Annotated in this window: 24 protein-coding genes and 1 pseudogene; 12 read left to right on the top strand and 13 right to left on the bottom strand. The window is 71.7% G+C overall.

All coding sequences use genetic code 11. The features are described 5' to 3' along the window. Positions 1-99 precede the first annotated feature (99 nt). Both HII36_RS01415 and HII36_RS01410 read left to right on the top strand, forming a co-directional pair. Entirely contained in the window at positions 100-1,434 is a 1,335-nt protein-coding gene (locus HII36_RS01415; protein ID WP_236003068.1) for an ankyrin repeat domain-containing protein, read from the top strand. Positions 1,435-1,456: 22 nt separating this feature from the next. Next, positions 1,457-2,317 carry an ADP-ribosylglycohydrolase family protein gene (locus tag HII36_RS01410; RefSeq protein WP_173521172.1) on the top strand — a complete coding sequence of 287 codons (861 nt, stop codon included), beginning with the start codon at positions 1,457-1,459 and terminating at the stop codon, positions 2,315-2,317. On the opposite strand, the gene HII36_RS01405 is transcribed toward HII36_RS01410, so the two are convergent. The 3 genes from HII36_RS01405 to HII36_RS01395 are packed head-to-tail and all read right to left on the bottom strand — an operon-like array spanning position 2,307 to position 4,894. Then, positions 2,307-3,431 (bottom strand): P-loop NTPase family protein, encoded by a 1,125-nt coding sequence (locus HII36_RS01405; protein ID WP_173521171.1) that lies wholly within the window; start codon positions 3,429-3,431, stop codon positions 2,307-2,309. The genes HII36_RS01410 and HII36_RS01405 overlap by 11 nt on opposite strands. A gap of 6 nt (positions 3,432-3,437) precedes the next feature. Then, a complete protein-coding gene (locus tag HII36_RS01400) occupies positions 3,438-4,337 on the bottom strand; it encodes a maleylpyruvate isomerase family mycothiol-dependent enzyme (RefSeq protein ID WP_173521170.1) in 900 nt (299 codons plus the stop codon). After that, positions 4,337-4,894, bottom strand: coding sequence for a sigma-70 family RNA polymerase sigma factor (locus HII36_RS01395; protein ID WP_217369034.1), 558 nt, complete (start codon positions 4,892-4,894; stop codon positions 4,337-4,339). The genes HII36_RS01400 and HII36_RS01395 overlap by 1 nt, the downstream gene beginning before the upstream one ends. Positions 4,895-5,044: 150 nt before the next feature. Between HII36_RS01395 and HII36_RS01390 the strand changes: the two genes are divergently transcribed. Together HII36_RS01390 and glgX are read left to right on the top strand one after the other, a co-directional pair. Continuing rightward, the gene (locus HII36_RS01390) at positions 5,045-5,470 is read left to right on the top strand and encodes an OsmC family protein (RefSeq protein WP_173521169.1); all 426 of its coding nucleotides are present in this window, start codon (positions 5,045-5,047) and stop codon (positions 5,468-5,470) included. Positions 5,471-5,503: 33 nt separating this feature from the next. Next, the gene (gene glgX, locus HII36_RS01385) at positions 5,504-7,621 is read left to right on the top strand and encodes a glycogen debranching protein GlgX (RefSeq protein WP_173521168.1); all 2,118 of its coding nucleotides are present in this window, start codon (positions 5,504-5,506) and stop codon (positions 7,619-7,621) included. 3 nt (positions 7,622-7,624) lie between these two features. On the opposite strand, the gene HII36_RS01380 is transcribed toward glgX, so the two are convergent. Then, positions 7,625-8,026 (bottom strand): hypothetical protein, encoded by a 402-nt coding sequence (locus tag HII36_RS01380; RefSeq protein ID WP_173521167.1) that lies wholly within the window; start codon positions 8,024-8,026, stop codon positions 7,625-7,627. A 132-nt stretch (positions 8,027-8,158) separates the two neighbouring features. Here HII36_RS01380 and HII36_RS01375 point away from each other — a divergent pair, with 132 nt between their 5' ends. From HII36_RS01375 to HII36_RS01365, 3 genes are read left to right on the top strand one after another with little or no spacing between them, the layout of a single operon-like run. After that, positions 8,159-8,881, top strand: a complete 723-nt coding sequence (locus HII36_RS01375; RefSeq protein WP_173521166.1) for a pyrimidine reductase family protein — start codon at positions 8,159-8,161, stop codon at positions 8,879-8,881. Next, complete coding sequence (locus HII36_RS01370; RefSeq protein WP_173521165.1) at positions 8,878-10,032, top strand: ATP-dependent DNA ligase; 1,155 nt, start codon at positions 8,878-8,880, stop codon at positions 10,030-10,032. The genes HII36_RS01375 and HII36_RS01370 overlap by 4 nt, the downstream gene beginning before the upstream one ends. Before the next feature lie 27 nt (positions 10,033-10,059). Further along, complete coding sequence (locus tag HII36_RS01365) at positions 10,060-10,401, top strand: hypothetical protein (RefSeq protein ID WP_173521164.1); 342 nt, start codon at positions 10,060-10,062, stop codon at positions 10,399-10,401. Positions 10,402-10,405: 4 nt separating this feature from the next. Here HII36_RS01365 and pgeF read toward each other — a convergent pair whose 3' ends face one another. The 3 genes from pgeF to HII36_RS01350 form a co-directional block, all read right to left on the bottom strand. After that, entirely contained in the window at positions 10,406-11,113 is a 708-nt protein-coding gene (gene pgeF / locus HII36_RS01360) for a peptidoglycan editing factor PgeF (protein WP_173521163.1), read from the bottom strand. Positions 11,114-11,123: 10 nt separating this feature from the next. Further along, the gene (locus tag HII36_RS01355) at positions 11,124-12,194 is read right to left on the bottom strand and encodes a class I SAM-dependent methyltransferase (protein ID WP_173521162.1); all 1,071 of its coding nucleotides are present in this window, start codon (positions 12,192-12,194) and stop codon (positions 11,124-11,126) included. Positions 12,195-12,268: 74 nt separating this feature from the next. Beyond that, positions 12,269-12,856 carry a GNAT family N-acetyltransferase gene (locus HII36_RS01350; protein ID WP_173521161.1) on the bottom strand — a complete coding sequence of 196 codons (588 nt, stop codon included), beginning with the start codon at positions 12,854-12,856 and terminating at the stop codon, positions 12,269-12,271. Between the two features lie 67 nt (positions 12,857-12,923). Between HII36_RS01350 and HII36_RS01345 the strand changes: the two genes are divergently transcribed. Together HII36_RS01345 and HII36_RS01340 are read left to right on the top strand one after the other, a co-directional pair. Further along, positions 12,924-14,363 (top strand): aldehyde dehydrogenase family protein, encoded by a 1,440-nt coding sequence (locus HII36_RS01345; RefSeq protein ID WP_173521160.1) that lies wholly within the window; start codon positions 12,924-12,926, stop codon positions 14,361-14,363. Positions 14,364-14,380: 17 nt separating this feature from the next. Next, entirely contained in the window at positions 14,381-15,289 is a 909-nt protein-coding gene (locus HII36_RS01340) for a tetratricopeptide repeat protein (protein WP_173521159.1), read from the top strand. A gap of 11 nt (positions 15,290-15,300) precedes the next feature. Here the strand turns inward: HII36_RS01340 and proS are convergent, their stop codons facing one another. The 3 genes from proS to HII36_RS01325 all read right to left on the bottom strand — a co-directional run bounded on the left by proS (position 15,301) and on the right by HII36_RS01325 (position 17,708). Continuing rightward, positions 15,301-16,743, bottom strand: coding sequence for a proline--tRNA ligase (proS, locus tag HII36_RS01335; RefSeq protein WP_173521158.1), 1,443 nt, complete (start codon positions 16,741-16,743; stop codon positions 15,301-15,303). 204 nt (positions 16,744-16,947) lie between these two features. Beyond that, positions 16,948-17,343, bottom strand: a complete 396-nt coding sequence (locus HII36_RS01330; RefSeq protein WP_173521157.1) for an RNHCP domain-containing protein — start codon at positions 17,341-17,343, stop codon at positions 16,948-16,950. A gap of 2 nt (positions 17,344-17,345) precedes the next feature. Beyond that, complete coding sequence (locus HII36_RS01325; protein WP_173521156.1) at positions 17,346-17,708, bottom strand: RNHCP domain-containing protein; 363 nt, start codon at positions 17,706-17,708, stop codon at positions 17,346-17,348. A 431-nt stretch (positions 17,709-18,139) separates the two neighbouring features. On the opposite strand from HII36_RS01325, the gene HII36_RS01320 reads away from it, so the two are divergent. Next, the gene (locus tag HII36_RS01320) at positions 18,140-20,512 is read left to right on the top strand and encodes an acyl-CoA dehydrogenase (RefSeq protein ID WP_173521155.1); all 2,373 of its coding nucleotides are present in this window, start codon (positions 18,140-18,142) and stop codon (positions 20,510-20,512) included. On the opposite strand, the gene HII36_RS01315 is transcribed toward HII36_RS01320, so the two are convergent. Together HII36_RS01315 and HII36_RS01310 are read right to left on the bottom strand one after the other, a co-directional pair. Then, complete coding sequence (locus HII36_RS01315; protein WP_173521154.1) at positions 20,513-21,190, bottom strand: class F sortase; 678 nt, start codon at positions 21,188-21,190, stop codon at positions 20,513-20,515. A 17-nt stretch (positions 21,191-21,207) separates the two neighbouring features. Beyond that, on the bottom strand, positions 21,208-21,687 hold the full coding sequence (locus HII36_RS01310; protein ID WP_173521153.1) for a hypothetical protein: 480 nt from the start codon (positions 21,685-21,687) through the stop codon (positions 21,208-21,210). Between the two features lie 202 nt (positions 21,688-21,889). Between HII36_RS01310 and HII36_RS01305 the strand changes: the two genes are divergently transcribed. Continuing rightward, positions 21,890-22,090: a hypothetical protein gene (locus HII36_RS01305; protein ID WP_173521152.1), complete on the top strand. Its 201-nt coding sequence runs from the start codon at positions 21,890-21,892 to the stop codon at positions 22,088-22,090. A gap of 4 nt (positions 22,091-22,094) precedes the next feature. Further along, the gene (locus HII36_RS01300) at positions 22,095-22,910 is read left to right on the top strand and encodes an MBL fold metallo-hydrolase (RefSeq protein WP_173521151.1); all 816 of its coding nucleotides are present in this window, start codon (positions 22,095-22,097) and stop codon (positions 22,908-22,910) included. A 65-nt stretch (positions 22,911-22,975) separates the two neighbouring features. Here the strand turns inward: HII36_RS01300 and HII36_RS59455 are convergent. Next, positions 22,976-23,077, bottom strand: a pseudogene (locus tag HII36_RS59455) (IS982 family transposase); the annotation flags it as partial.

Genomic DNA, 23,077 nt, shown 5'->3' with positions numbered 1-23,077 from the left:
GAGTCCGTTGAACCTTCGCGCGGCGGCGGCGCGTACTACCGGATGACACGGACCCCGGCTTGGTCCGGGGCGCGGCCGGATCAAGCTAGGGTCCCTGTCATGCATGAGGAACAGCTCTACCGCGCGGCGTTGAACGGCGATTCCGAGACCGTGGGCAAGCTGCTCGCCGCCGGCGCCGACCCCAACGCACTCAGCGCGGGCGAGGACGAGGGGCTGCCGCTGTGCGCGGCCGCCGCCTGGGACCGGGCCGAGGTGGCCGCGGCGCTGCTCGCCGCCGGCGCCGACGTCGACGGCCGGGAGAACGGCGGCTGGACCGCGCTGCTCTGGGCCGCCGCCAACGGGCACGCCGAGACCGCGACCGTGCTGATCGAGGCCGGGGCCGGGCTCGACACCGCCAACGACGACGGCGACACCCCGCTGAGCCTGGCCGCCCGCCGGGGCGCGCTCGGCGTCGTCCAGGTGCTGCTGACGTCGGGCGCCGACCACGAGAAGTACGACGGCGACGGCGACTCGCCGCTCGACATCGCGGTCGACTGGGTGGGCGTGCACCTGGAGAGCGCGCTGCTCGACCAGATCGAGCAGGAGGGCTGGGAGTACGTGGTCGCCCGCCAGTACGCCAAGGACGGCACCGAGCTGGTCACCGTGGCCGGCCGGTCGGCCGACGGCGAGCAGAGCGAGCAGGTGCAGGCCCAGCGCGGCCACGCGGCCATCGCGACCCTGCTGGAGGACGCGGCCGGGGTGTACACGCCGGTCGACCAGCTCGTGGCGCGCGCCCTGGCGCACCGCGACACCGACGAGGACGCCGAGACCTGGTGGATCGTCGCCGACACGCTGGGCAGGCGGGCCGATGACGAGACGTACGAGGCGCTGGCCAGGCTGTGCCTGAGCGAGGACGCCAGGGAGCGCGAGTTCGGCGTCGACGCGATCGCCCAGTTCGGCGTCACCGAGGACGGGAAGCCGTACCTGGAGCGCACGCTGCCGCTGCTGCAGAAGATGGCCACCACCGAGGGCAACCCGCAGGTGCTGCGCTCGGTCCTGGCCGCGCTGGGGCACCAGGGCGACCCGCGCGCGCTGCCGCAGGTGCTCGACATCCTCGGCCGTCCCGGGCACAAGCGCACGATGACCGACGCGATCGCGCTGGCCGACGTCCTGCCGCCGGACCACGCCGAGGGGCTGGCCCTGCTGGTGGAGATGACCGGCGACGACGACACCGAGGTCCGCGACTGGGCCACCTCCGGCCTGGCCGGGCTGTCGGCCGACACCCCGCAGATCCGCGAGGCCCTGGCCGCCCGGCTCGGCGACGCCGACCTGCGCACGGTCGCCGAGGCCACCCGCGGGCTGCGGGCGCGCGGCGACGAGCGGGCCGCCCAGGGCGCCGAGCGGGTGCTGGCGGAGAGCGACGACGACTACGCCAGGAACCTGGTCACCGAGTAGCCGCCGGGGCCACCATGTCGGCATGGATACCACTCGTGCCGAGCGGGCGCTCGCCTCGCTGACCGGGCTGTCCGTCGCCGACGCCTTCGGCGACCAGTACTTCCTGCTGTCCAACCGGGGTCTCGACCCGTGGACCGGGGTGCCGCCCGGCGACTGGCCCTGGTCCGACGACACCGAGATGGCCTGCTCGGTCACGGAGCTGCTGATCCGCCGCGACCACGTCGACCAGGACGCCCTGGCCGCCGACTTCGCCGCCAGGCTCGATCGCCGGCGGGGCTACGGCGCCGGGGCGTTCGCGCTGCTGATGAAGGTCAGGGACGGCGTGCCGTGGGCCAAGGCGACCACCGAGGGCTTCGGCGGCAACGGCTCCTACGGCAACGGCGCGGCCATGCGGGTCGCGCCGCTGGGCGCGTACTTCGCGGGCGACCCGGCGCGGGCGGCGGCCGAGGCAGCGCGGTCGGCGGAGGTGACGCACGCGCACCCGGAGGGGGTCGCGGGCGCGGTGGCGGTGGCCGTGGCGGCCGCGCACGTCGCCGCCGGTGACGAAGGCGACCTGTTCGAGGCCGTCCTCGACCACCTGCGGCCCGGCTACCTGCGGCGCGGCGTCGAGCTGGCCAGGAGCCTGCAGACGGACGACCCGCACGAGGCGGCGCGGCGGCTCGGCAACGGCTCGCGCATCACCGCCCAGGACACGGTCCCGTTCACGCTGTGGCTGGCCGCCAGGCACCGGGGCGACTACGAGCGGGCGGTGCGCTCGTGCGTGGCGGTGGGCGGCGACATGGACACGACGGCGGCGATCGTCGGCGGCATACTCGGCGGCCCGCCCGAGGCGTGGCGGGAACGCCGCGACCCGCTCCCGGCCTGGTTCTCGTTCATCGCCTGAGCCTGCTGACCCGCCCGTCGTCCTGGCAGGGTTCCGTGGCGGACGGCGCGGGCAGGGCGAGCACCGTGTACCGGTCCCTCATCCACGGCCAGTACATGAGCAGGCCCGCCGCGTCGCCTCCGCCGCGGATCAGGCTCGGGTAGCCGAGTCCGGCCGGGTTCACCGGCGCCTCGTCCGGCTCCGTCAGCTCGGGAGGGTCGATCAGGCCGGTCTTCCCGGTGCAGCGGTCGTGGACCACCACCGCGTCCCCCCAGACGTCGCCCGATCTGCCCTGGTCGATCATCTTCTCGTCGCGGGCCCATTCGGGCGCGTCGAACACCCCGTACCGCTCGCCCGCGAAGACTCCGTCCGGCATGATCTTGCCGTGCACGCGCCGCCGGCCGGAGCCGTCCAGGCGCTGCACCACCACTTCGGCCTCCGTGTCGTCCGGGCTGCCGCCCACGCACCACTCGGGGCCGCAGTGACGCCAATCCCGCAGGCCGCCCCCCGCCATGTCACGCTTCTCGCCGGTGCGGAGGTTGACGACGTCGCCGTGGCGGTCGTGCGCCCAGGGCCAGCGGCTGACGGAGCCGAACCCCGCGGGCCGGACGAGTCGCGGCTCGCCACCCGCCGGCGGAAGCTCGTAGGCCGGGCCGTGGTATCCCCACCACACCACCGTGCCTGCCTCGACCGCCATCCCGGCGACCAGGTCCTCGCTGGGGAACCGGTCGAGCACGCGCCGGGCGGGGCCGCCGGCGCGAGGCGCCCGCCACAGGGAGGTCGGCACGTCGGAGCCGTTGATCCAGACGATCTCGCCGGGCAGGACGACCGCCTTCATCGGCCCGGTGAACCGCTCTCCCCTGGGCGCCCTGGCCAGGACGCGGTGCCGGGCGGTGCGGCGGTCGTAGATCAGCATCGCCTTGCCGGTCCGCATCAGGACCTCGCGGTCGCCGAGCGCGGCGACGGGGGTCGCCGCGCCGAACCCCTCGATCACTGCCGGGACCTGGAAGAGCGGCCACGTCTCCCCGGCCTCCGGCAGCCTGGGCAGTGGCCTGGGCACGGTGGAGCCGGACAAGCCGCAGGCCAGCACGATGACCGCCATCGCCGCCCGGAGCAGCCGCAGCAGAACGAGCATCGACGACTACGGGCCCGAGAGGGCGGGGGCGGTGGCGATGACGTCGTGGGCCAGGGCCTGGTCGCCGGCGATCTCGACGGCGATGCCGTCCGGGCCGCCCGGGCGCCTTCTGCCGCCGAGCAGGAAGCAGAAGTCCACCACGTCGGCGGTGATGTGGGCCTCGGGCTCGCCGGGGGCCGCGTCGGAGATGCCCAGCGGCATGCGCCACTCCCCGCCGCCCGGGCCGGTCAGCGTGAGCAGGATCGTGCGGCCCGAGCCGTCGAGGCCGGAGAACAGCATCGTCCACGGCAGCAGCCGCGCGCACAGGTCGGCCGTCGGGTGGATGTGCTGGGGCACCGGGTGCGGCAGCCGGACGTGCGCCACCTTGGCGGCGTCGTCGGTGTGCACCCAGGTCTCCAGGCACCTGGCCAGCATGTGGTCGCTGATCGCGACCTCCATGCCGTCCAGGGTGGCGAGCGTGCCGGGGTCGAGCGCGGCCAGGTGGCGGCAGAGCGCGTCGGCCTGGGCGCGCCAGTCCCTGCGGGTCTGCTCGGGGCTGCGCTCCCGCTCGTAGGCCTGGACGTCTCGCGTGCGCCCGGCCGAGTCGATCGCCGCCAGCGGCGGGCCGAGGACGGGGGCGCCGACGGCGGCGGCGATGAGCCCGTCCTTGGCGGCCAGGTGGGCGACGAGTTCCTGCAGCGTCCAGCCTTCGACGATGGTCCGCGACCAGTCGTCGTCCATGGCGGAGGCCAGCAGGGCGTCCATGGCGGCCACCCGGCCCGCGTACGGCTCGGCCCAGGTCGCGGTGGGGGCGGCGGGCCTGCGTCTGGCCCGGGCCCCGGCCAGGAGCTGGGGCCGCAGGGACCCGGCGGGCACCGCCGGGTCCTCCATCAGCGCGTCCAGGTAGAGACGCTCGACGGGCTCCATCAGACCTCTTCCTCCGCCAGCGCGTCCGCCAGGCGCCGTAGTGCCAGCCGGATGCGCGATTTGGCCGTGCCCTCGGGCACGCCCAGTTCCTCGCCTACCTGACGATAGGTACGTCCCCCGAAATAGGCCAGTTCGACCGCCTGGCGTAAGCCCTCCGGCAGGGCCGTGACCGCCTGGCGGACCCGTTTCGCCTCGTCGGCGGCGAGCACCGTCTCCTCCAGCCTCGGCGGGTCGCGCTCGAAGAGCCTGGGCCCGATCGAGGAGACGCGGCGGCGCTCCTCGGCCCTGACGTGGTCGACCGCGCGGCGGTGCGCGATCGTGGCCAGCCAGGCGCGCAGCGTGCCGCGGTCGGGGTCGTAGGCCAGTGGACGTTCCCAGAAGACCAGGAACACCTCCTGCGTGATGTCCTCGGCGATCACACGGTCCCTGGTGACGCGCAGCGCAAGACCGAAGATCAGCGCGGACAGCCGATCGTAGATCTCCCCCAGCGCGGCCTCGTCGCCGCCGACCACGCGCTGGTGCAGCAGGCGGTCGTCGTACGGTGCCTCCACTGGCACCACACTCCCAGTGATCCGGACCAAGGCGGCGGGTGCGCCGCGACCCGAGCATGTCACTATTCGCCGGAAATGTTGAGGCGGATGACCAACCGCCGAGACTTTGTGATGCGCGCGATAAGGTCGGTAGTGCATCACGGAGGGAGCACACACATGGCCACCACCCGCACCGCGACCACCCAGTGGAAGGGCGCCCTGCTCGACGGCTCGGGCACGGTGTCGCTCGACACCTCGGGCGTCGGCACGTTCGAGGTCTCCTGGCCGTCGCGGGCCGAGTCCGCGAACGGCAAGACCTCGCCGGAGGAGCTGATCGCCGCCGCGCACTCCTCCTGCTTCTCGATGGCGCTCTCCCACGGCCTGGCCGGCGCGGGCACCCCGCCGGAATCCCTGCAGACCAGCGCGGACGTGACGTTCCAGCCCGGCGAGGGCATCACCGGCATCGTGCTCACCGTGCGCGGCCACGTGCCCGGCATCACGGCCGAGCAGTTCCAGGAGGCGGCCGAGACCGCCAAGGCCAACTGCCCGGTCAGCAAGGCACTGGCGGGCACCACGATCACCTTGAATGCCGAACTCCTCTAGCAAGAACGCTTTCGCGTGCGACAATTGGGTCACATGCGCGAGGTCTGGCCGGGCGAACCCTATCCACTCGGCGGCACCTGGGACGGCGTGGGCACCAGCTTCTCGGTGTTCTCCGAGGTCGCCGAGCGGGTCGAGCTGTGCCTTTTTCGTGACGACGGCACCGAGGAACGCGTCGATCTGCCCGAGGTCGACGGGTTCGTCTGGCATGGGTATCTGCCGGGCATCATGCCGGGCCAGCGCTACGGCTACCGGGTGCACGGGCCGTACGAACCGTCGCACGGGCACCGGTGCAACCCGGCCAAGCTGCTGCTCGACCCGTACGCGAAGGCCATCGACGGCGACCTGACCTGGAACGAGGCGCTGTTCCCCTACTTCTTCACCGATCCTTCGCGGATCAACATGAACGACAGCGCGCCGCACATGCCGAAGAACGTGGTGATCAATCCGTTCTTCGAGTGGGGCAACGACCGGTCGCCGCGCATCCCGTACCACGAGAGCGTGATCTACGAGGCGCACGTGCGCGGGCTCACCATGCGCCACCCCGGCGTGCCGGAGGACCTGCGCGGCACGTACGCGGGCGTCGGGCATCCGGCGATCATCGACCACCTGCTGTCGATCGGGGTGACCGCGGTCGAGCTGATGCCGGTGCACCACTTCATGCCCGAGCACTTCCTGGTGGCCCGCGGGCTGACCAACTACTGGGGCTACAACACGATGGCCTACCTGGCCCCGCACGGCCGCTACTCCAGCGCGGGCACGCGCGGCGAGCAGGTGCTGGAGTTCAAGGCGATGGTACGGGCGCTGCACGAGGCGGGCATCGAGGTCATTCTCGACGTGGTCTACAACCACACCGCCGAAGGCGACCACATGGGCCCCACGCTGGGGTTCAGGGGCATCGACAACGCGGCCTACTACCGGCTGCACGACGGCGACCGGCGTTACTACCTCGACTACACCGGCTGCGGCAACTCGCTGAACGCGCGCTCGCCGCACGCGCTGCAGCTCATCATGGACTCCCTGCGGTACTGGGTGCTCGACATGCACGTCGACGGCTTCCGCTTCGACCTGGCCTCGGCGCTGGCCCGGGAGCTGCACGACGTCGACAGGCTGAGCGCGTTCTTCGACCTGATCCAGCAGGACCCGGTGATCTCGCAGGTCAAGCTGATCGCCGAGCCGTGGGACGTGGGCCCGGGCGGCTACCAGGTCGGCAACTTCCCGCCGCTGTGGACGGAGTGGAACGGGAAATACCGCGACATCGTCCGAGATTTCTGGCGGGGCACGCACTCCGCACTGCCCGAGTTCGCCTCCCGCCTGACCGGCTCGGCCGACCTGTACGAATCCTCCGGCCGCCGTCCCGTCGCCTCGATCAACTTCGTCACCTGCCACGACGGTTTCACGCTCGCCGACCTGGTGTCGTACGACCACAAGCACAACGAGGCCAACGCCGAGGACAACCGCGACGGCACCAACGACAACCGCTCGTGGAACTGCGGCGCGGAGGGCCCGGTCGAAGATCCGGAGATCGTCACCCTGCGCCACCGCCAGCGCCGCAACTTCCTGGCCACCCTGTTCCTGTCGCAGGGCGTGCCGATGCTCTCGCACGGCGACGAGCTCGGCCGCACCCAGCGCGGCAACAACAACGCCTACTGCCAGGACAACGAGCTGGCCTGGATCGACTGGTCGATGCTGCACACCGAGTCCGACCTGCTGGAGTTCGTCCGGGCGGTGTCGAAGCTGCGCCGCGAGCACCCGGTCTTCCAGCGCCGCCGCTTCTTCCACGGCCGCCGCTCCGACAACGGCCGCGACCTGGTCTGGCTGACTCCGGCCGGCGCGGAGATGACGGCGGGAGACTGGCACACCGGCTACGCCAAGTCGCTGATGGTCTATCTCAACGGCGAGGCCATCACCGAGCCGGGGCCGCGCGGCGAGCGCATCGTCGACGACTCGTTCCTGCTGCTCATCAACGCGCACCACGAGAACATGGCGTTCACGCTGCCCGGCGAGGAGTTCGGCAGCGGGTGGGTGCCGGTGCTCAACACCAACGACGACACGGTCGAGGAGGTCTTCGCCGACGAGCGCTGGCCGGCCTCGTCGGTGGTCGCGGTCACCGCCCGCTCGCTCCAGGTCCTGCGCCTGCCCCGCTCGTCCTGAGGGTCAAAACAGGCGGGCGGCGCTGGCGCCGAGGAACACCAGCACGAACGTGACCACGCCGGCCACCCCGTGCAGCGCCACGGCCAGCACCGGGAACGCGTCGGCGCCCTTCTTGTGCCTGCCGCTGCCCAGCCAGCGGGTGAACATGGTGAACCCGAGCAGCGCCGCCACCGTGAGCCCGCCGAACGCGACCCAGGCCAGCGCCCGGTTGCCGGTCATCAGGTGGGCCACCCAGCAGCCCAGCGACGTCACGGCCAGCGCCGGATGCGAGAAGATCAGCGCCACCGGGAAGCGCGTGACCTTGGCCGCCTGGCCGCGCAGCCCGCCGCCGGAGAGCCAGAGGTAGAGCAGGTAGATCCCGATGAGCGCGGCGGTGGTCCACGTCGTCACGCTGAGCAGCCCCACTGGGCCTCCCTGTAGTCCCCGTTCCCTGCTGCCACGTTATGCACAGATCTACGGTTTCGTCCTTCGATACCGCAAAAGCGCTATCCCCTGCCCCTCCGGCTGATTGTCGGCCGGATATGCCAAGGTAGAGAGGTGCGCCGCATCTATCCCGACATTCAGGACGAACCAGACATCGCCTCCGCCTACGCCTACCCCGAGGGGCGACCGTGGCTGCGGCTCAACATGGTGACCAGCGCCGACGGCGCGGCCTGGCTGCACGGCCGGTCGGGCGACCTGTCCAGCAAGGGCGACAAACGGATCTTCGGGATTCTGCGCGGCCTGGCCGACGTGGTCGTGGCGGGGGCCGCGACCGTGCGCACCGAGGGATACGGTGTGATCAAACCACGCAAGTCGTGGGAGGGGCTGCGCGACGGCAGGCCCGAGGTGCCGCCCATCGCGGTGATCAGCCGCAGCCTCGACCTCGATCTCGACGGCCACCTGTTCGACCGGTGCCCGAGCCGCACGATCGTCATCACCTGCGCCGACTCCCCGCACGAGCGCCGCAGTGCGGTGGCCGAGCGGGCCGACCTGATCGTGGCCGGCGAGGAGAGCGTCGACATGGTCCGGGCGGTGCGCGAGCTGCACGAGCGCGGCCTGACCCGGGTGCTGTGCGAGGGCGGGCCGCGGGTCAACGCGCAGTTGTCGGCCGACGGCCTGGTCGACGAGCTGTGCCTGGCCATCAGCCCGAAGCTGGTCGGCGGCGGCGCGGCGCGCATTCAGAACGGCAGCCCGTCCGAGGTGCCGCTGCGCCTCAGTCAGGTGCTGGAGGAGGAGGGCTTCCTCTTCTGCAAGTACACGAGGGAGTTGACCGCATGAGCGACCCGATCAGCCCGCCGGCCGACGCGGCGCCCGAGCCGGAGCCGGTGCCGAACCTGCCGGTCCGGCCGCCGGTGCCGCCGATGCTGGCCAAGGCCGTCAAGAAGATGCCCCAGCAGGACGGCACGCTGTTCTACGAGCCCAAGTGGGACGGCTTCCGCTGCATCGTGTTCCGCGACGGCGACGAGGTCTACCTGGGCAGCAGGAACGAGCGGCCGTTCACGCGCTACTTCCCCGAGCTGGTCGAGGCGGTCAAGGCCGAGCTGCCCGAGCGGTGCGTGGTCGACGGCGAGATCGTGCTGCCGCGCGGGTCGCAGCTCGACTTCGACGCGTTGCAGCAGCGCATCCATCCGGCGGCCTCGCGGGTCAAGATGTTGTCGGAGCAGACGCCGGCCTCGTTCATCGCGTTCGACCTGCTGGCGCTGGGCGACGAATCGCTGATGGAGCAGCCGTTCGCCGACCGCAGGGCCAGGCTCGAGTCGATCTTCCCGGAGAAGGGCGGCTCGGTGCGGCTCACCCCGGTCACCACCAGCGAAGAGCGGGCGGCCGAGTGGTTCGAGACGTTCGAGGGCGCCGGGCTCGACGGCATCGTGGTCAAGCCTGGCGATCAGCCGTACGTGCCGGACAAGCGGACCATGTTCAAGGTCAAGCACGAGCGCACCGCCGACGTGGTGATCGCCGGTTACCGCGAGCACAAGTCCGGGCCGATCGTGGGCTCGATCCTGCTCGGGCTCTACGGCGACGACGGCCGGCTGCACCACGTGGGCGTGGCCGCGTCGTTCCCGATGGCCCGCAGGGCCGAGCTGGTCGAGGAGCTCAAGCCGTACATCGCCAAGCTGGGCGAGCATCCGTGGGGCGCCTGGGCCGACCAGGGCCTGGCCAACATGGGGCAGCCGGCGGCCGGGCCGTCCACCGGCGGGCAGCGCATGCCGGGCGCGGTGTCGCGGTGGAACGCCAAGAAGGACCTGTCGTTCATCCCGCTGCGGCCGGAGCTGGTCATCGAGGTGGCCTACGACCAGATGGAGGGCGACAGGTTCCGGCACACCGCGCAGTGGCGGCGCTGGCGTCCCGACCGCACGCCCGAATCGTGCACTTACGAGCAGCTCGAACGGCCCGTCTCGTACGATCTTGACGACATCCTCGCCCGTTAGCCCGGAAAATCGGCTATATCTCGTCATATGAGCACCGGTGATGAACTCAAGGCCGCCGTGTCCGCCCGCCGAGATCTCGGCCCGGACTTCGAGGACGCGCTGGTCGAGTCGTTCCTCGACAAGATGGCGCAGGAGGTCGACCGGCGGGTGGACGAACGGCTCGCGACCGCGTCCGCGGCCAAGGACCTGGCCAAGCGGAGCAGGGCCACCGACGGTCAGCGGCTGGCGCTGGCCATCGTCTCCCTCTCGCTCGGCACCCTGCTCACCCTGGTCATGGTGGTCGTGAACGGGGGTGAGGCCACTCCGGCGCTGTTGTTCGTCTGGGGAGGCATCGTGCTGGTGAACCTGGTGTTCAACCGGTCGCGCTGACGCCTCAGGTGAGCCAGATCAGGCCGGCGAAGCGGCCGCCGGGCTGCTCGCGGCGGTGGGAGTACAGCTCCTCGGCCTCGATCGTGCACCGGGCGTCGTGTCGCACCTCGGGCAGCCCGGCCGCGCGCAGCTGCGCCTCGATCCCGGCCCGCAGGTCGAGCGCGGGCGTGCCCCACGAGGTGTCGGACCAGGTCTCCGGCACCCGGGAGGCAACCTGTTCGCGCAGCTCGGCGGGCACCTCATAGCAGCGGCCGCAGGCGCCGGGGCCGATCAGCGCGACCATGCGCCCCGGCTCGGCGCCCTTGGCGGCCATCGCCTCGACCAGTGCGGTGGCGATGCCCGCCGCGGTGCCGGGCCGCCCGGAGTGCGCCGCGCCGACCAGGCGGGCGTGCGGGTCGGCCACCAGCACGGCGGGGCAGTCGGCGCCGAGCGAGGCCAGCGCCAGCCCCGGCTCGGTGGTGAACACGCCGTCGACCGGTGGCGGGTCGTCGCCGAACGGCTCGCTCACGTACGCGATCTCGGCGCCGTGCACCTGGCGCATGAACACGACCGCGCGCACGCCCAGCTCGGCCGCCACGCCGGCGCGGTTCGCGCGCACCGCCTCCGGGTCGTCGCCGACCAGGCCGCCGAGGTTGCGCGACCCGAACGGCGGCGCGCTGACCCCGCCGTGCCGATCGGTGACGGCGACACGTACTCCAGGGGCCAGTTCCATGCCCCCGATCTTACGTCTGCAGCCGGTGCACCTTCAGCGAGCCGCCCCACCGCTGGATGGCCTCCTCGTCGGCGAAGGCCAGCACGCGCATCATGTTCCCGCCGTCGCTGCGCTCGACGGTGCGCCGCAGCCGGTCGGGCAGGCGGCCGGACATCCGCGTCGTGCCCGCCTCGATCGTGTCGCCGTAGTGCGGGGCGAAGGCCACGCCCGCGAAGCCGGTGCGCTTTAGCAGGGTGGGCACGGTCCTGGACGAGTAGAACATCAGGTGGTTCTTGGTGAAGCCGCTCCACTTCGACCCGTACGCCTTGAGCAGCAGCGAGCGCGCGTTCACGGTCAGGATGAGCAGCACGCCGCCGGGCGCCATCAGCCGGCGGAACGTGGTGAAGTCCTCCAGCGGGCGGGGCAGGTGCGCCAGCACCGACCAGAGCGTGATCACGTCGAAGCCGCCCTCGGCGATCTCCGGCACGTCCTCGGGCGCGCCGAAGTACGTGCGTGCCTTGGTCAGCCGCTCGTTGGCCTGGGCGACGGAGTCGGCGGACAGGTCCACGCCGTAGCCGTCGAAGCCGCGCTGCTCGGCCAGTTCGAGGAACAGCCCGACACCCGAGCCGAAGTCGAGCAGCCGCCGTCCGGTGCCGTCCTCGAAGACCGGTGAGAACGCCTCCATGGTCAGGCGGTAGCGGCGCTGCCGGTTGGCCGCGTACTCGCCGGTCAGGAAGTTGCTGTAGCCGGTGGCGTACAGGTCGCCGAGCCGCTCGGGGCGGACGTTGGGGTTGCGGTAGAGGAACCCGCAGGAGGGGCAGCGGACGACGTGGTAGCGCCATCCCTTGCCGCCGGTGGGCTGGTACAGGGGCTGCTGGCGGGACTCCCCGCACATCATGCAGCTGAGGAATTCCTCGATCTCGCCGAGCGGCCGCATCCGCTGGTAGTCGTCCAGCGGCACGACCGGCGCCCGCTGGATCAGCCACCGCCACTGGGCCTCGCGGACCAGCCGTTCACCGGGTCGTACGTAGACCCGTTGCCCCCAGGGAATCTTGTTGTACCGAGTGCCGTACGCGAGCTTGCCGAGCAGTCGAAATGCCATCGCCACCATCCTCCAGATGATGGGACCTTGCCCTTCGACCTGGGGATGTATGCGCTTCTTGCCGGTTTGTTGGGTTAACCGCGGCGTCGGGGTGAAGAGCCGGGACCGCCCGGGGCCGCGCCGTGCGACACGACGTGCGGTGCTTTGCCAAGGTCCAGGTACATGCGTACGTCGTCGAAACGCTCGTCGCCGACCTCGATGGAGTTCGGCAGCCGGCCCCACTCGCGGAAGCCGAGTTCCTCGTACAGTTCGATGGCGCCGTGGTTGTTGCCGCGCACGCCGAGCCGCAGGTTCTCCAGCCCGGCGCGGCGGGCGCTGTCGATGAGCGCGGAGACGACGAGCCTGCCCAGGCCGAGGCCGCGGGCCGCCGGGTGGGCCATGATCTTGCCGAGGTCGGCCGAGTGGCGGAAGACCGGCTCGCCGTCGCGCCGCCACAGGCCCATGGCCTCGATCGTGCCGTCCACGGTGGCCAGCGCGAGCGCGGCGTCGCCGGCTCTGACCGCGGCGAGCACGCTCTCCACCCACGGGTCGGTGGACTCGCGCGCGGGCGGCGCCAGGTAGCCGACGGCTCCGCCCAGCTCGACGACGGCGTGCAGCACCCGGTGTACGCCGGCCAGCACGTCCTCGTCCGTCTTTTCCGGCCATACCAATTCAATCGCCACAATCGACCATTATGTCGTGATTTATGGTGACTGGTGGCCTTACACAAGCAAGCATATGCTTGGCCGCGTGGCTGACTATCGCAACCTCGTCGGCGGGCGTCTCGTCCCCTCGGCCGACGGCAGGACCCTGGACTCGGTGAACCCCGCGACCGGCGAGGTCTGGGCGACGATCCCGGCGAGCGGCCCGGCCGACGCCGAGGCGGCCGTGACGGCGGCCAAGCGGGCCTTCCCCGCCTGGTCCGGCCTGCCCGCGCTGGGCCGGGCGCACTTCCTGCGCCAGGTCGCGGAGATCTTCGCCGCCCACGCCGAGGAGCTGGCGCGGCTGGAGACCCGCGACAACGGGCGCATCCTGCGCGACACGCTCAAGAAGGACCTGCCCGGCATGACCCATCTGTGGCGGATCGCCGCCGGCCAGTGCCTGGACGCGGTCAAGGGCGACAGCGTGATCCTGGGGCCCGACGCGCTCGGGCTGACCAGGCGCGAGCCGTACGGGGTCGCGGTGTGCATCATCCCGTGGAACTCGCCGATCTCCACATTCTCCGCCAAGGCGGCGTACGCGCTGGCGGCCGGGAACACGGTGATCGTCAAGCCGGCCGAGCAGGCCAGCGCGTCGGTGCTGCGGCTGGGCGAGCTGCTGGCCGAGGTGTTCCCGCCCGGGGTGCTCAACATCGTGGCCGGGCTGGGCGAGGAGGTGGGCGACGCGCTCGTCAGGCACCGGGACGTCGCCAAGATCAGCCTCACCGGCTCCACCGAGACCGGCCAGGCCATCACCAGGGCCTCGGCCGACGCGCTCAAGCCGATGACGTTCGAGCTGGGCGGCAAGTCGCCCAACATCGTCTTCCCCGACGCCGACCTGGACGCCGCCGCCCAGGGCGTGACCGTGAACTCCATCTACACCGGCAACGCGGGCCAGGTGTGCGTGGCCGGGTCGCGGATCCTCGTCCACCGCTCGATCTGGGACGACCTGCTCGGCCGCGTCCAGGAGATCTGCGCCGGGCTGGTGCTGGACGACCCGCTCGACCTGGCCACCACCATGGGGCCGATCGTGTCGGCCGGGCAGTTCGAGCGGGTCACCTCGTACCTGGAGATCGCCCAGAAGGAGGGCGCGGAGCTGGTGTTCGGCGGACGGTCGGGGGCCGAGGTGGTGCCGAGCCTGCCCGGCGGCTACTGGGTCTCCCCCACGCTCTACACGGCCACGGACAACTCGCTGCGGATCTGCCAGGAGGAGATCTTCGGGCCGGTGGCGGTGGCGCTGCCGTTCGAGACCGACGAGCAGGCGCTGGAGATCGCCAACGACTCGCGTTACGGCCTGGCGGCCGGGCTGTGGACCCGCGACCTGGGCCGCGCGCACCGGTTCGTCCGCGATCTGCGCAGCGGGACGGTCTGGGTGAACACCTTCCGCCAGATGCCGCCAGGGCTGCCGTTCGGCGGCGTGAAGGACAGCGGTTACGGGCACGACGCGGTGCTGGAGTACACCCGGGAAAAGGCGGCCATCATCCAGATTTAGTCGGATAGATTCCCTCCATGAGCGAGGGGATCAACGATCATGACCGGCCGGCGGAGGCCGGGTCGCCTGAGGTCGAGTTGTCGGCGGCGGCTGCGCAGTCGCGCGCGTCGGTGCTGCGCAGCCGGGCGGAGTCGTACATCGCGCTGTCGCGCCACGACGCGGCGATCGCCGACCTGACCGAGTCGATCGCGCTGGCGCCCGACAACGCCCGCGCCTGGCGCCTGCGCGGCGAGAGCCACCGGCTGATCGAGCGCCACGAGGCGGCGATCGACGACTTCGACGAGGCGCTGCGGCTGGAGCCGGACAGCGCCTACGCCCTCGGCTCGCGCGGCCAGGCCTACGCCGCCACCGGCCGACTCGACGAGGCCATGGACGACTTCGAGCACGCCCTGACCCTCTCCCCCGAGTCGCTGTGGATCCTGGAGGCCAAGGCCGACGCGCTGGCGGACCTGGGCCGGCTGGACGAGGCCCTGGACGAGCACAGCAAGATCATCGCGCTGAACGGCGAGCAGGCCTACTCCTGGCTCGCCCGGGGCGACCTGTACCAGCGGCTCGACCTCTACACCGAGGCCATCGAGGACTACACCCAGGCGCTGCGCGTCGACCCCGGGTACGTGCGCGGGCTCAGCAGGCGCGGGGAGGCGTACCGGATGATCGACCGCTTCGACGAGGCGCTCGCCGACCTGGGCCGCGCCATCGAGCTGGACCCCGACAACGACCGCGCGCACGGCAGCCGGGGCGCGGTGCTGAGCGAGCTGGGCGACAACGAGGGCGCGCTGAAGGACCTGGACCGGGCCATCGAGCTGGACCCCGACTACATCTGGGCCTACCGGGTGCGCGGCGAGGTGCTGCAGGAGCTGGAGCGCCATGAGGAGGCCGTGTCGGACTTCACCCAGGCGCTCCACCTGGAGTTCGGCGACGCCTAGCCACGTCGGCTTCAGTACGCGCGGCCGAAGATCACCCGTTTGCCGTAGGCGGAGGGGGCGTTGCAGCTCAGGCACGTCCCCGACTCCGGCTCGGCGTCGAGCGGGACGCAGCGCGGGGTCGCCGCGGTCTTGGCCTTGATCTCGTCTTCGCAGCCCGGGCCGCCGCAGTGCAGCGCCAGCGCCCAGCCGGTGGCGACGGCCTCGGTGAAGGAGTTCCAGTCGTCGGCCCGCCTGGTGTGGGCGTCGCGGAACTCCGTGGCCCGGCGCAGCAGGAACTCCTGGAAGTCGTCGAGCACGCCGGGCAGCAGTGTGGCGGCCGCGTCGAGCGCGATCGGCTGCTTGCCGTCGTCGCCGAGCCGCTTGACCATGAGCGCGCAGCCGCCGTCGAGGTCGCGCGGGCCCAGCTCCAGCCGGATCGGCACGCCGCGCAACTCCCAGTCGTTGAACCGGAAGCCGGGCGAGAGCTGGTCGCGGTCGTCGACGTGCGCCCGGATCCCGGCCTCCCTGAGCCTGCCGGTCAGCCCGCGCGCCGCCGCCAGGGTCCGCTCGCCCTGCTCGCCGCGCCCGATCGGCACCACCACCACCTGGTACGGCGCCAGCCGCGGCGGCAGCACCAGCCCCTTGTCGTCGCCGTGGGTCATGATCACGCCGCCGATCATCCGCGTGGACATGCCCCAGGAGGTGGTGTGACACAGCTCCTGCCGTCCGGCGCCGGAGGTGTAGGAGATGTCGAAGGCCCTGGCGAAGTTGGTGCCCATGTAGTGGGAGGTGCCGGCCTGCAGCGCCTTGCCGTCGCGCATCATGCCCTCGATGGTGAACGTGCGCAGCGCGCCGGCGAACCGCTCACCGGCCGTCTTCTCGCCCGGCACCACCGGGATCGCCGCGATGTCGCGGGCGACCTGGGTGTAGAGGTCGAGTGCGAGCATCGTCTCGCGCATCGCGTCGTCCTCGTCGGCGTGCGCGGTGTGGCCCTCCTGCCAGAGGAACTCGGTCGTGCGCAGGAACATGCGCGGGCGCAGCTCCCAGCGCACCACGTTCGCCCACTGGTTGAGCAGCAGCGGCAGGTCACGGTGCGAGGAGATCCACTTGGCCATCATCTCGCCGATGACCGTCTCGGACGTCGGCCGCACGATCAGCGGCTCCTCCAGCTCCTTGCCGCCCGCGTGGGTGACCACGGCCAGCTCCGGCGAGAAGCCCTCGACGTGCTCGGCCTCGCGGCGCAGGTAGCTCTCCGGGATCAGCAGCGGGAAGTAGGCGTTCTCGTGGCCGGTGTCCTTGATGCGGCGGTCCAGCTCGCCCTGGAGCAGTTCCCACAGCCGGTAGCCGTACGGTCGGATGACCATGGTGCCCTTCGCCGGCCCCCGGTCGACGAGCTGCGCCTTGGCGACGAGCTCGTTGTACCAGGCGGAGAAGTCCTCGCTCTGGGGCGTCACACCGCGTTCATCACGTGCCATGTCCCGAGGATAGTCAGATGCGCAGGTCATGTCCGGGATACGACCTGCGTATCCACCCGATCGGCCGCTGTTTCGTGGATGCGTGGACCGGTTCCGGGAGCGGCGGCGACGAGACGGTGTCCGCCTGCGCCTCAGGACCACCCGGCCGCCGGACACCCGCCGAGCGGCGGGGCCGGGGGCCGGGGGCCTGAGTGTTTCCGCCGGTCAGAGCGCCAGCAGCGCGTTGACCGGGCGTTGGACGTCCGACAGCGGGCGCATGGCGATGCGCAGCAGCGCCAGCGCGTTGTCGTCGCCCGCGATGCGGTTGGCGCTGAGCTCGCCGCAGGACTGGCAGTGGTGGATGATCAGCCACTCACCGTCCTGCCGCACGCTGACGCTCAGCGCCGTCATCCTGCCCCGGCAGCTCGCCCGCCGGTCGCCCGGGATGCGGCCGTCGACGTGCAGGCTGGTCAGGCAGTGCGGGCAGTGGTTGCGGTGCGCCGTGCCCGGCGCCATGGCCGGGATGTCGAGCCGGCAGCCGACGCAGCGGAACGCGTCCGCCGGCCGTACGGGCTCCTTGCGTCTCTGCGGCCTGCGCGGGCCGGGTTTCCTGCGCGGCATGGTCACAGGTCGCCGAACGCTTCGAGCGGGAACGGCGGCTGCGCCAGCGGCCGCACGGCCATGCGCATGAGGATGAGCTGGTTGTCGTCCCCGCAGATCGGGTTGGACGTCAGTTCGCCGCAGCGGGTGCACCGATGGATGATCATCCAGTCGCCCGTGCGTAGCACCGCGATCGAGATCGGGGTCATCCGCGAACGGCAGTCCGACGGGCCGCCTTCCACCCGGTCGAGCACGTGCTGCGAATGCAGGCAGCTCGGGCAGTGGTTGCGGCGGGTGCCGTCGGGGCCCGTCGCGGTCACGGTCAGACCGCAGCGGACGCACTGGAAGGTGTTCAGGGTGGACTGAGCTTTGTTGTTGGCAGACAACGGAAAGAACTCCTTGCCGATTTTCCGGAAAAGGGCAGCGAGGAGCGCCGAGCGGCCTCGCTGGGCACGCGCGTGCGGGAAAGCCGGGGGATCCTTCCGATCATCAACCCGCGGAGCGGGATCGACCCGCGCAGAGCGGGATCAACCCGCGCAGAGCGGGATCAACCCGCGCAGGGGGGATCGATTTGATCAGGGCAGGATCAGCCCACGGGGCGGCGAGGCGCGCAGGGCGCGGGCCGGCTCATCAACCCACCACTTTCGAGGGCACGCGGGCCCGGCTAGGAGTCACCAACAAGGACAACGGCGACGGTAGCAGGACGCCACCGGCCGCCGCGAAGCATTTTCCGTGAGCCTCGCCCGGCCGGTGCCGGGGTGGGTGAATCGCGGGTGGGCCCTGGAGATCGACCGAATAAGGTTCTAGATTCGGTCTCATGGGTATCGGGCTGACCGAAGAACACCGTGCGCTGGCCGCGTCCGTCCGGGGGCTGGCGAGCCGGGGCGCCGATCACGCGGCGCTGGCCGATCAGGGGATCCTCGGGCTGCACGTGCCCGAGGAACACGGCGGCCAGGGGTACGGACTGCTGGAGTCGTGCGTGGCGCTGGAGGTGCTGGGCGAACGGCGGATCTCGGGCGCCTACCTGCCGGCCGTGCTGGTCTCGGCGGTGCTCTGCCGCGCGGGCGGGGATCCGTCCCTGCTGCGCGGCCTCGCCGACGGGACGCTCACCGCGGCGATCACCCTGATCGGCCCGGCTCTCACGACCGCGCACCCGACCGACGCCCACCTGACGGACGCGCGCGCGGCCGATGCCCAACTGACGGATGCGCGCGTGGCCGACGCGGCTGGTCGGGTCGGCTCGGGAGGGCGCCCCGACGCCGGTGCGGCTGAAGGGTCTCTCGCGCTGGGGTCCGCCGATGCCGACCTGTTCCTGCTGCCCGTCGGCGGCGGGGCGTGGGCGGTGCTGGACCGGGCCGACGTCACCGCGGAGCCGGCCGAATGCGTGGATCTCGACCGCGCGCTGTGCCGCGTCGCCCCGCGCGTCGTCCCCGCGGAACGGGTGCTCGGCGAGGCGCCGGTGCGCGAACTCGCCGCGGTGCTGCTCGGCGCGGACGCCTGCGGGGTGGCCGCCTGGTCGGTGGACACCGCCGCCGGGCACGCCAAGCTGCGCGAACAGTTCGGCCGGCCGATCGGCCAGTTCCAGGGGGTCAAGCACCGGGTGGCGGCGGCGCTGGTGGCGCTGGAACAGGCCCGCGCCGCCGTCTGGGACGCCGCCAGAGCCCTGGACGAGACGGCCACATCCCATGCCGCCCCCAGTTCCGAAGCCTTCGATGGGCCAGGGAGCGGGCCGGGGAGCGGGCCAGGGAGCGGAGGGATGGCGGCGCAGGTGCGGTTGGCGGTCGCGGTGGCCGGGGTGCTGGGGGCCGACGCGGCGGTGCGCTGCGCGGCCGACGCGATCCAGGTGCTCGGCGGCATCGGCTACACCTTCGAGCACGACGCGCACCGCTACTACCGCCGCGCCCTGTCCGACCGGATGCTCAGCGGCGACCCGGGAGTGTGGGCGGAGGAGACCATCGGCCTGGCCCTGGCGGGGACGCGCCGTCCCATGGAGCCCGATCTGCCGCACGAGGCGGCGGCCGTGCGCGAGTCGATCAGGCGCGAGGCCGAGAGCCTGCGGGCCGAGGAGCCGCTCGCCAGGCTGGGGCGGTTCGCCAGGGAAGGCTGGATCATGCCGTACCTGCCCGAGCCGTGGGGCCGGGCCGCCACGCCGCTGGAGCAGGTGATCATCCATCAGGAGTTCCGTGATCTCAAGCGGCCCAACCTGGGGATCGCGGCGTGGGCGGTGCCGTCCATCGTCGCGCACGGCACGCCTGAGCAGCGGGAACGGTTCCTGCCGCGGACGTTCACCGGGGAGATCGTCTGGTGCCAGCTGTTCAGCGAGCCCGGCGCGGGCTCGGACCTGGCCGGGCTGAGCACGAAGGCGACCCGGGTCGAGGGCGGGTGGGCGCTGAGCGGGCAAAAGATCTGGACGTCCCTCGCCCAGTACGCGCACTGGGGCATCTGCCTGGCCCGGACGTCTCCCGAGAAATCCAAGCATGACGGGATCACGTACTTCCTGGTCGACATGTCGTCGCCCGGGGTGACGGTCAAGCCGCTGAAGGAGATCAACGGCGACGAGGTGTTCAACGAGGTCTTCCTCGACGACGTCTTCGTCCCGGACGACCTCGTGGTCGGCGAGGTGGACGGCGGCTGGCGGGTGGCCCGCGACACGCTGTCGCACGAGCGCGTCGCGCTCGGCGACTCCTGGGGCCCCGGCTCCCAGCACACCGACATGGCCGACCACATCACCCGCCTGAGCGAACCGCCGAGCGGGCCGTTGAGCGAGCGGCCGGACGCGGGCTCGCACGGACGGCCGGACGCGGGCTCGCACGGGCGGCCGGACGCGGGCTCGAACCGGTGGCTGGACGCGGGCTCGAGCCGGTGGCCCGGCGGGCGGCTGCGTCAGGCGCAGCGTGAGCAGGCCGGCCGGCTGTGGGCGGAGGGCCAGGCCATCTCGGCGCTCGGCCTGCGCGTGACGTTGTCCCGGTTGTCCGGCACCGATCCCGGCCCCGCGGCCAGCGTGCGCAAGCTGCTCGGCATGCGGCACGCCCAGGCCGTCTCGGAGTTCTGCTGGTCGCTGGCTCCGGAGAACCGCCACTGGAGCCGGATGATCCTCACCACCCGCGCGTTCACGATCGGCGGCGGCACGACCGAGATCCAGCTCAACATCATCGCCGAACGCGCGCTCGGCCTGCCTCGCGACCCGTGATCAGCTCCGCGGATAGTACGGCGCGGCCAGGTGCGCGTACACGATCGTGTTGTCCTTGTAGCTGTGCGCCTGCTTGTCGAACACGCCGCCGCAGGTCACCAGCCTGAGCCCGGGATAGGAGAGCTTCGCGTAGACCTTCTTGGCCGGGAAGCTCCGCTTGGGCGTGTGCTCGATCCTGTCGACCACGAAGATGGCCACCGAGCGGTCGGCGCGCAGCACCTGGATCTGGTCGCCGCGCTTGACGTTCTTGAGCGCCGCGAACACGGCCGGCCCGGTCCTGGTGTCGAGGTGCCCGGTGATCACCGCGGCGCCGCGCTGGCCGGGGACGGGGCCGTAGCGGTACCAGCCGGCCAGGTTGGGCGAGCCGAGCGGCGGGTTCTCGATGGCGCCGGCCGCGTCCAGGCCCAGCTCCATGAGCGGCGCCGACACGCCGATGGACGGGATGTAGACGGCCGTCGGCCTGGCGGCCTTCATCGGCTTGGCGACCTTGCCGAGCAGCACGTCCGGCGGGTCGGTGAGCGCGGGCGCGCCCTTGGGCGCCCCACTCCGCCGGACGTCCGCCACCGGCTCGGACGCGGGCTCACCGGCGAAGATGCCGCCCAGCCCGAGCCCGATCAGCGCCAGCCCGGCCACGGACACGATGGCCGCTCCCGCCATGATCGTCTTCGGGCCGGGCATCGCGCGCTTCCCTGCCGCTAGACCGAGGTCTTGCGCCGCCGGGCCGCGTACCCGGTCAGACCGGCTCCGGTGAGCAGCGCGACACCGCCGACGGCGAACGGCCACACCGGGTTGCCTGGCTGCAGCCCGCCACCGCCGGTCTCGGGGTGGCCCTTGGGGACCTTGTGCTGCTCCTCGTCCGCGGGCCGCCACGGCTGCTCGGGCTCCGCGGGTCCGGACGACCAGGAATCCTGCGGAGCGGGCGCGTTCGACCACGAATCCTGCGGGACGGGCGCCTGCGACCAGGAGTCGTGGGGTACGGGCGCGTTCGACCAGGAATCCTGCGGCGCGGGCGCCTCCGACCAGGAATCACCGGAGTTTCCCCCCGACGGCTCGTCGCACGGGAGAAGCGGCAGCAGGCAGGTCGACACGACCTTGGGCACCTGTTCACTCGATTCGGCCGAAGCGGTGCCAATGCCGGCCGCCAGGCTCACTCCGCCGACGAGGAAGGCCGTCACAGCTCCAGCCGCTGCGAGACGTCGCGCTCTTGCCATAACCAGGCTCCTGGATCGGTTGTCGCGCCCCGATGCACAAGAGAGCCTTGCGAACTATTGGACCGAGCGTCAAGTAATGTGACCGAAGTGAAACGCGTCGTCACGGAAATGGGGTTTGCCCCCTGCCTGCGGTGGCAGAGATACGCCACAAAGGGGGACAAAAGCCATGAGTAATCCACAACAGCCCGAACTTCGCAGGTCGGGCAAGTCGGCGGCCGAGACCAAGTCCACTCAGGCCGTACCCGAATCGAAGAGCGGCGGTAGCGCCAAGCGGCGCGGGCATCCGCACGGCACCGACAAGGGACGCAAGGGCGGCGGCAAGGGCGGCGGCGTGCCTCCGGGCCAGCGGCCACCGCACCCGGGGTGACGCCATGAACGGGAGCCTCCGATTCATCGGCAACGCCACGACGCTGATCCGCTTCAACGGCTTCACGCTGCTCACGGACCCGAACTTCCTGCACCAGGGGCAGCGGGCGTATCTGGGCTACGGGCTCACGTCCCGCCGCCGTACCAACCCGGCCGTCGAGCTGGAGGACCTCCCGACCGTGGACGCCGTGGTGCTCTCACACCTGCACGGCGACCACTTCGACCGGGTCGCCCGCAAGGGACTCGACCGGGACACCCCGATCATCACCACCAAGCACGCGGCCCGCAGGCTGCGCTGGCGCGGGTTCGGCCAGTGCGTGGGGCTCGACCCGTGGCAGGACCACGAACTGCGTGGTGCCGGCGGCAGCGTGAAGATCACCGCGCTGCCCGCCAAGCACGCGCCGAGCCCGATCGAGGGCCTGCTGCCGCCCACGATCGGGACGATGCTCGAGTTCAGCGGCCGCGACGAACGCGTGGAGCTGCGCCTTCATATCAGCGGCGACACGCTGCTCGACCGCAGGCTGGACGCCATCCCGCGCCGCTTCCCCGAGATCGACCTGGCCCTCGTGCACCTGGGCGGCACCAAGCTGCTCGGCACGGTCATGGTCACCATGGACGGCGAGCAGGGAGCGTCGTGGGTGGACCTGATCAACCCACATGCCGTGGTGCCGGTGCACTACGACGACTACACCGTGTTCACCTCACCACTGGACGACTTCCGCCACCACATCGAGCAGGCAGGACTGTCGGACCGAGTCGTCTACCTGAAACCCGGCGAAAGCCGCGAACTCGCTCCGCACCGCCTGATCCGCCGCATCTGACCCGCAACCGCAACGTCCTGCCCGCCCGCCGGGCCGGGTCCTAGACGAGTGATTCCTAAGTCGGGTTAGTGGTCGTAGGCGATCAGTGATCGGGTGATGGGCTGGCCGGTGTGGCGGTTGTGCCAGATGGCGGCGGTCAGGGCCAGGATGCGCTGGGCGATCCTGGC

This window comes from Nonomuraea antri, from assembly GCF_013283785.1.
Taxonomy (GTDB): domain Bacteria; phylum Actinomycetota; class Actinomycetes; order Streptosporangiales; family Streptosporangiaceae; genus Nonomuraea; species Nonomuraea antri.
Note: the sequence above shows the minus strand (reverse complement) of the source record. Positions and strands in the feature narration are given on the sequence as shown.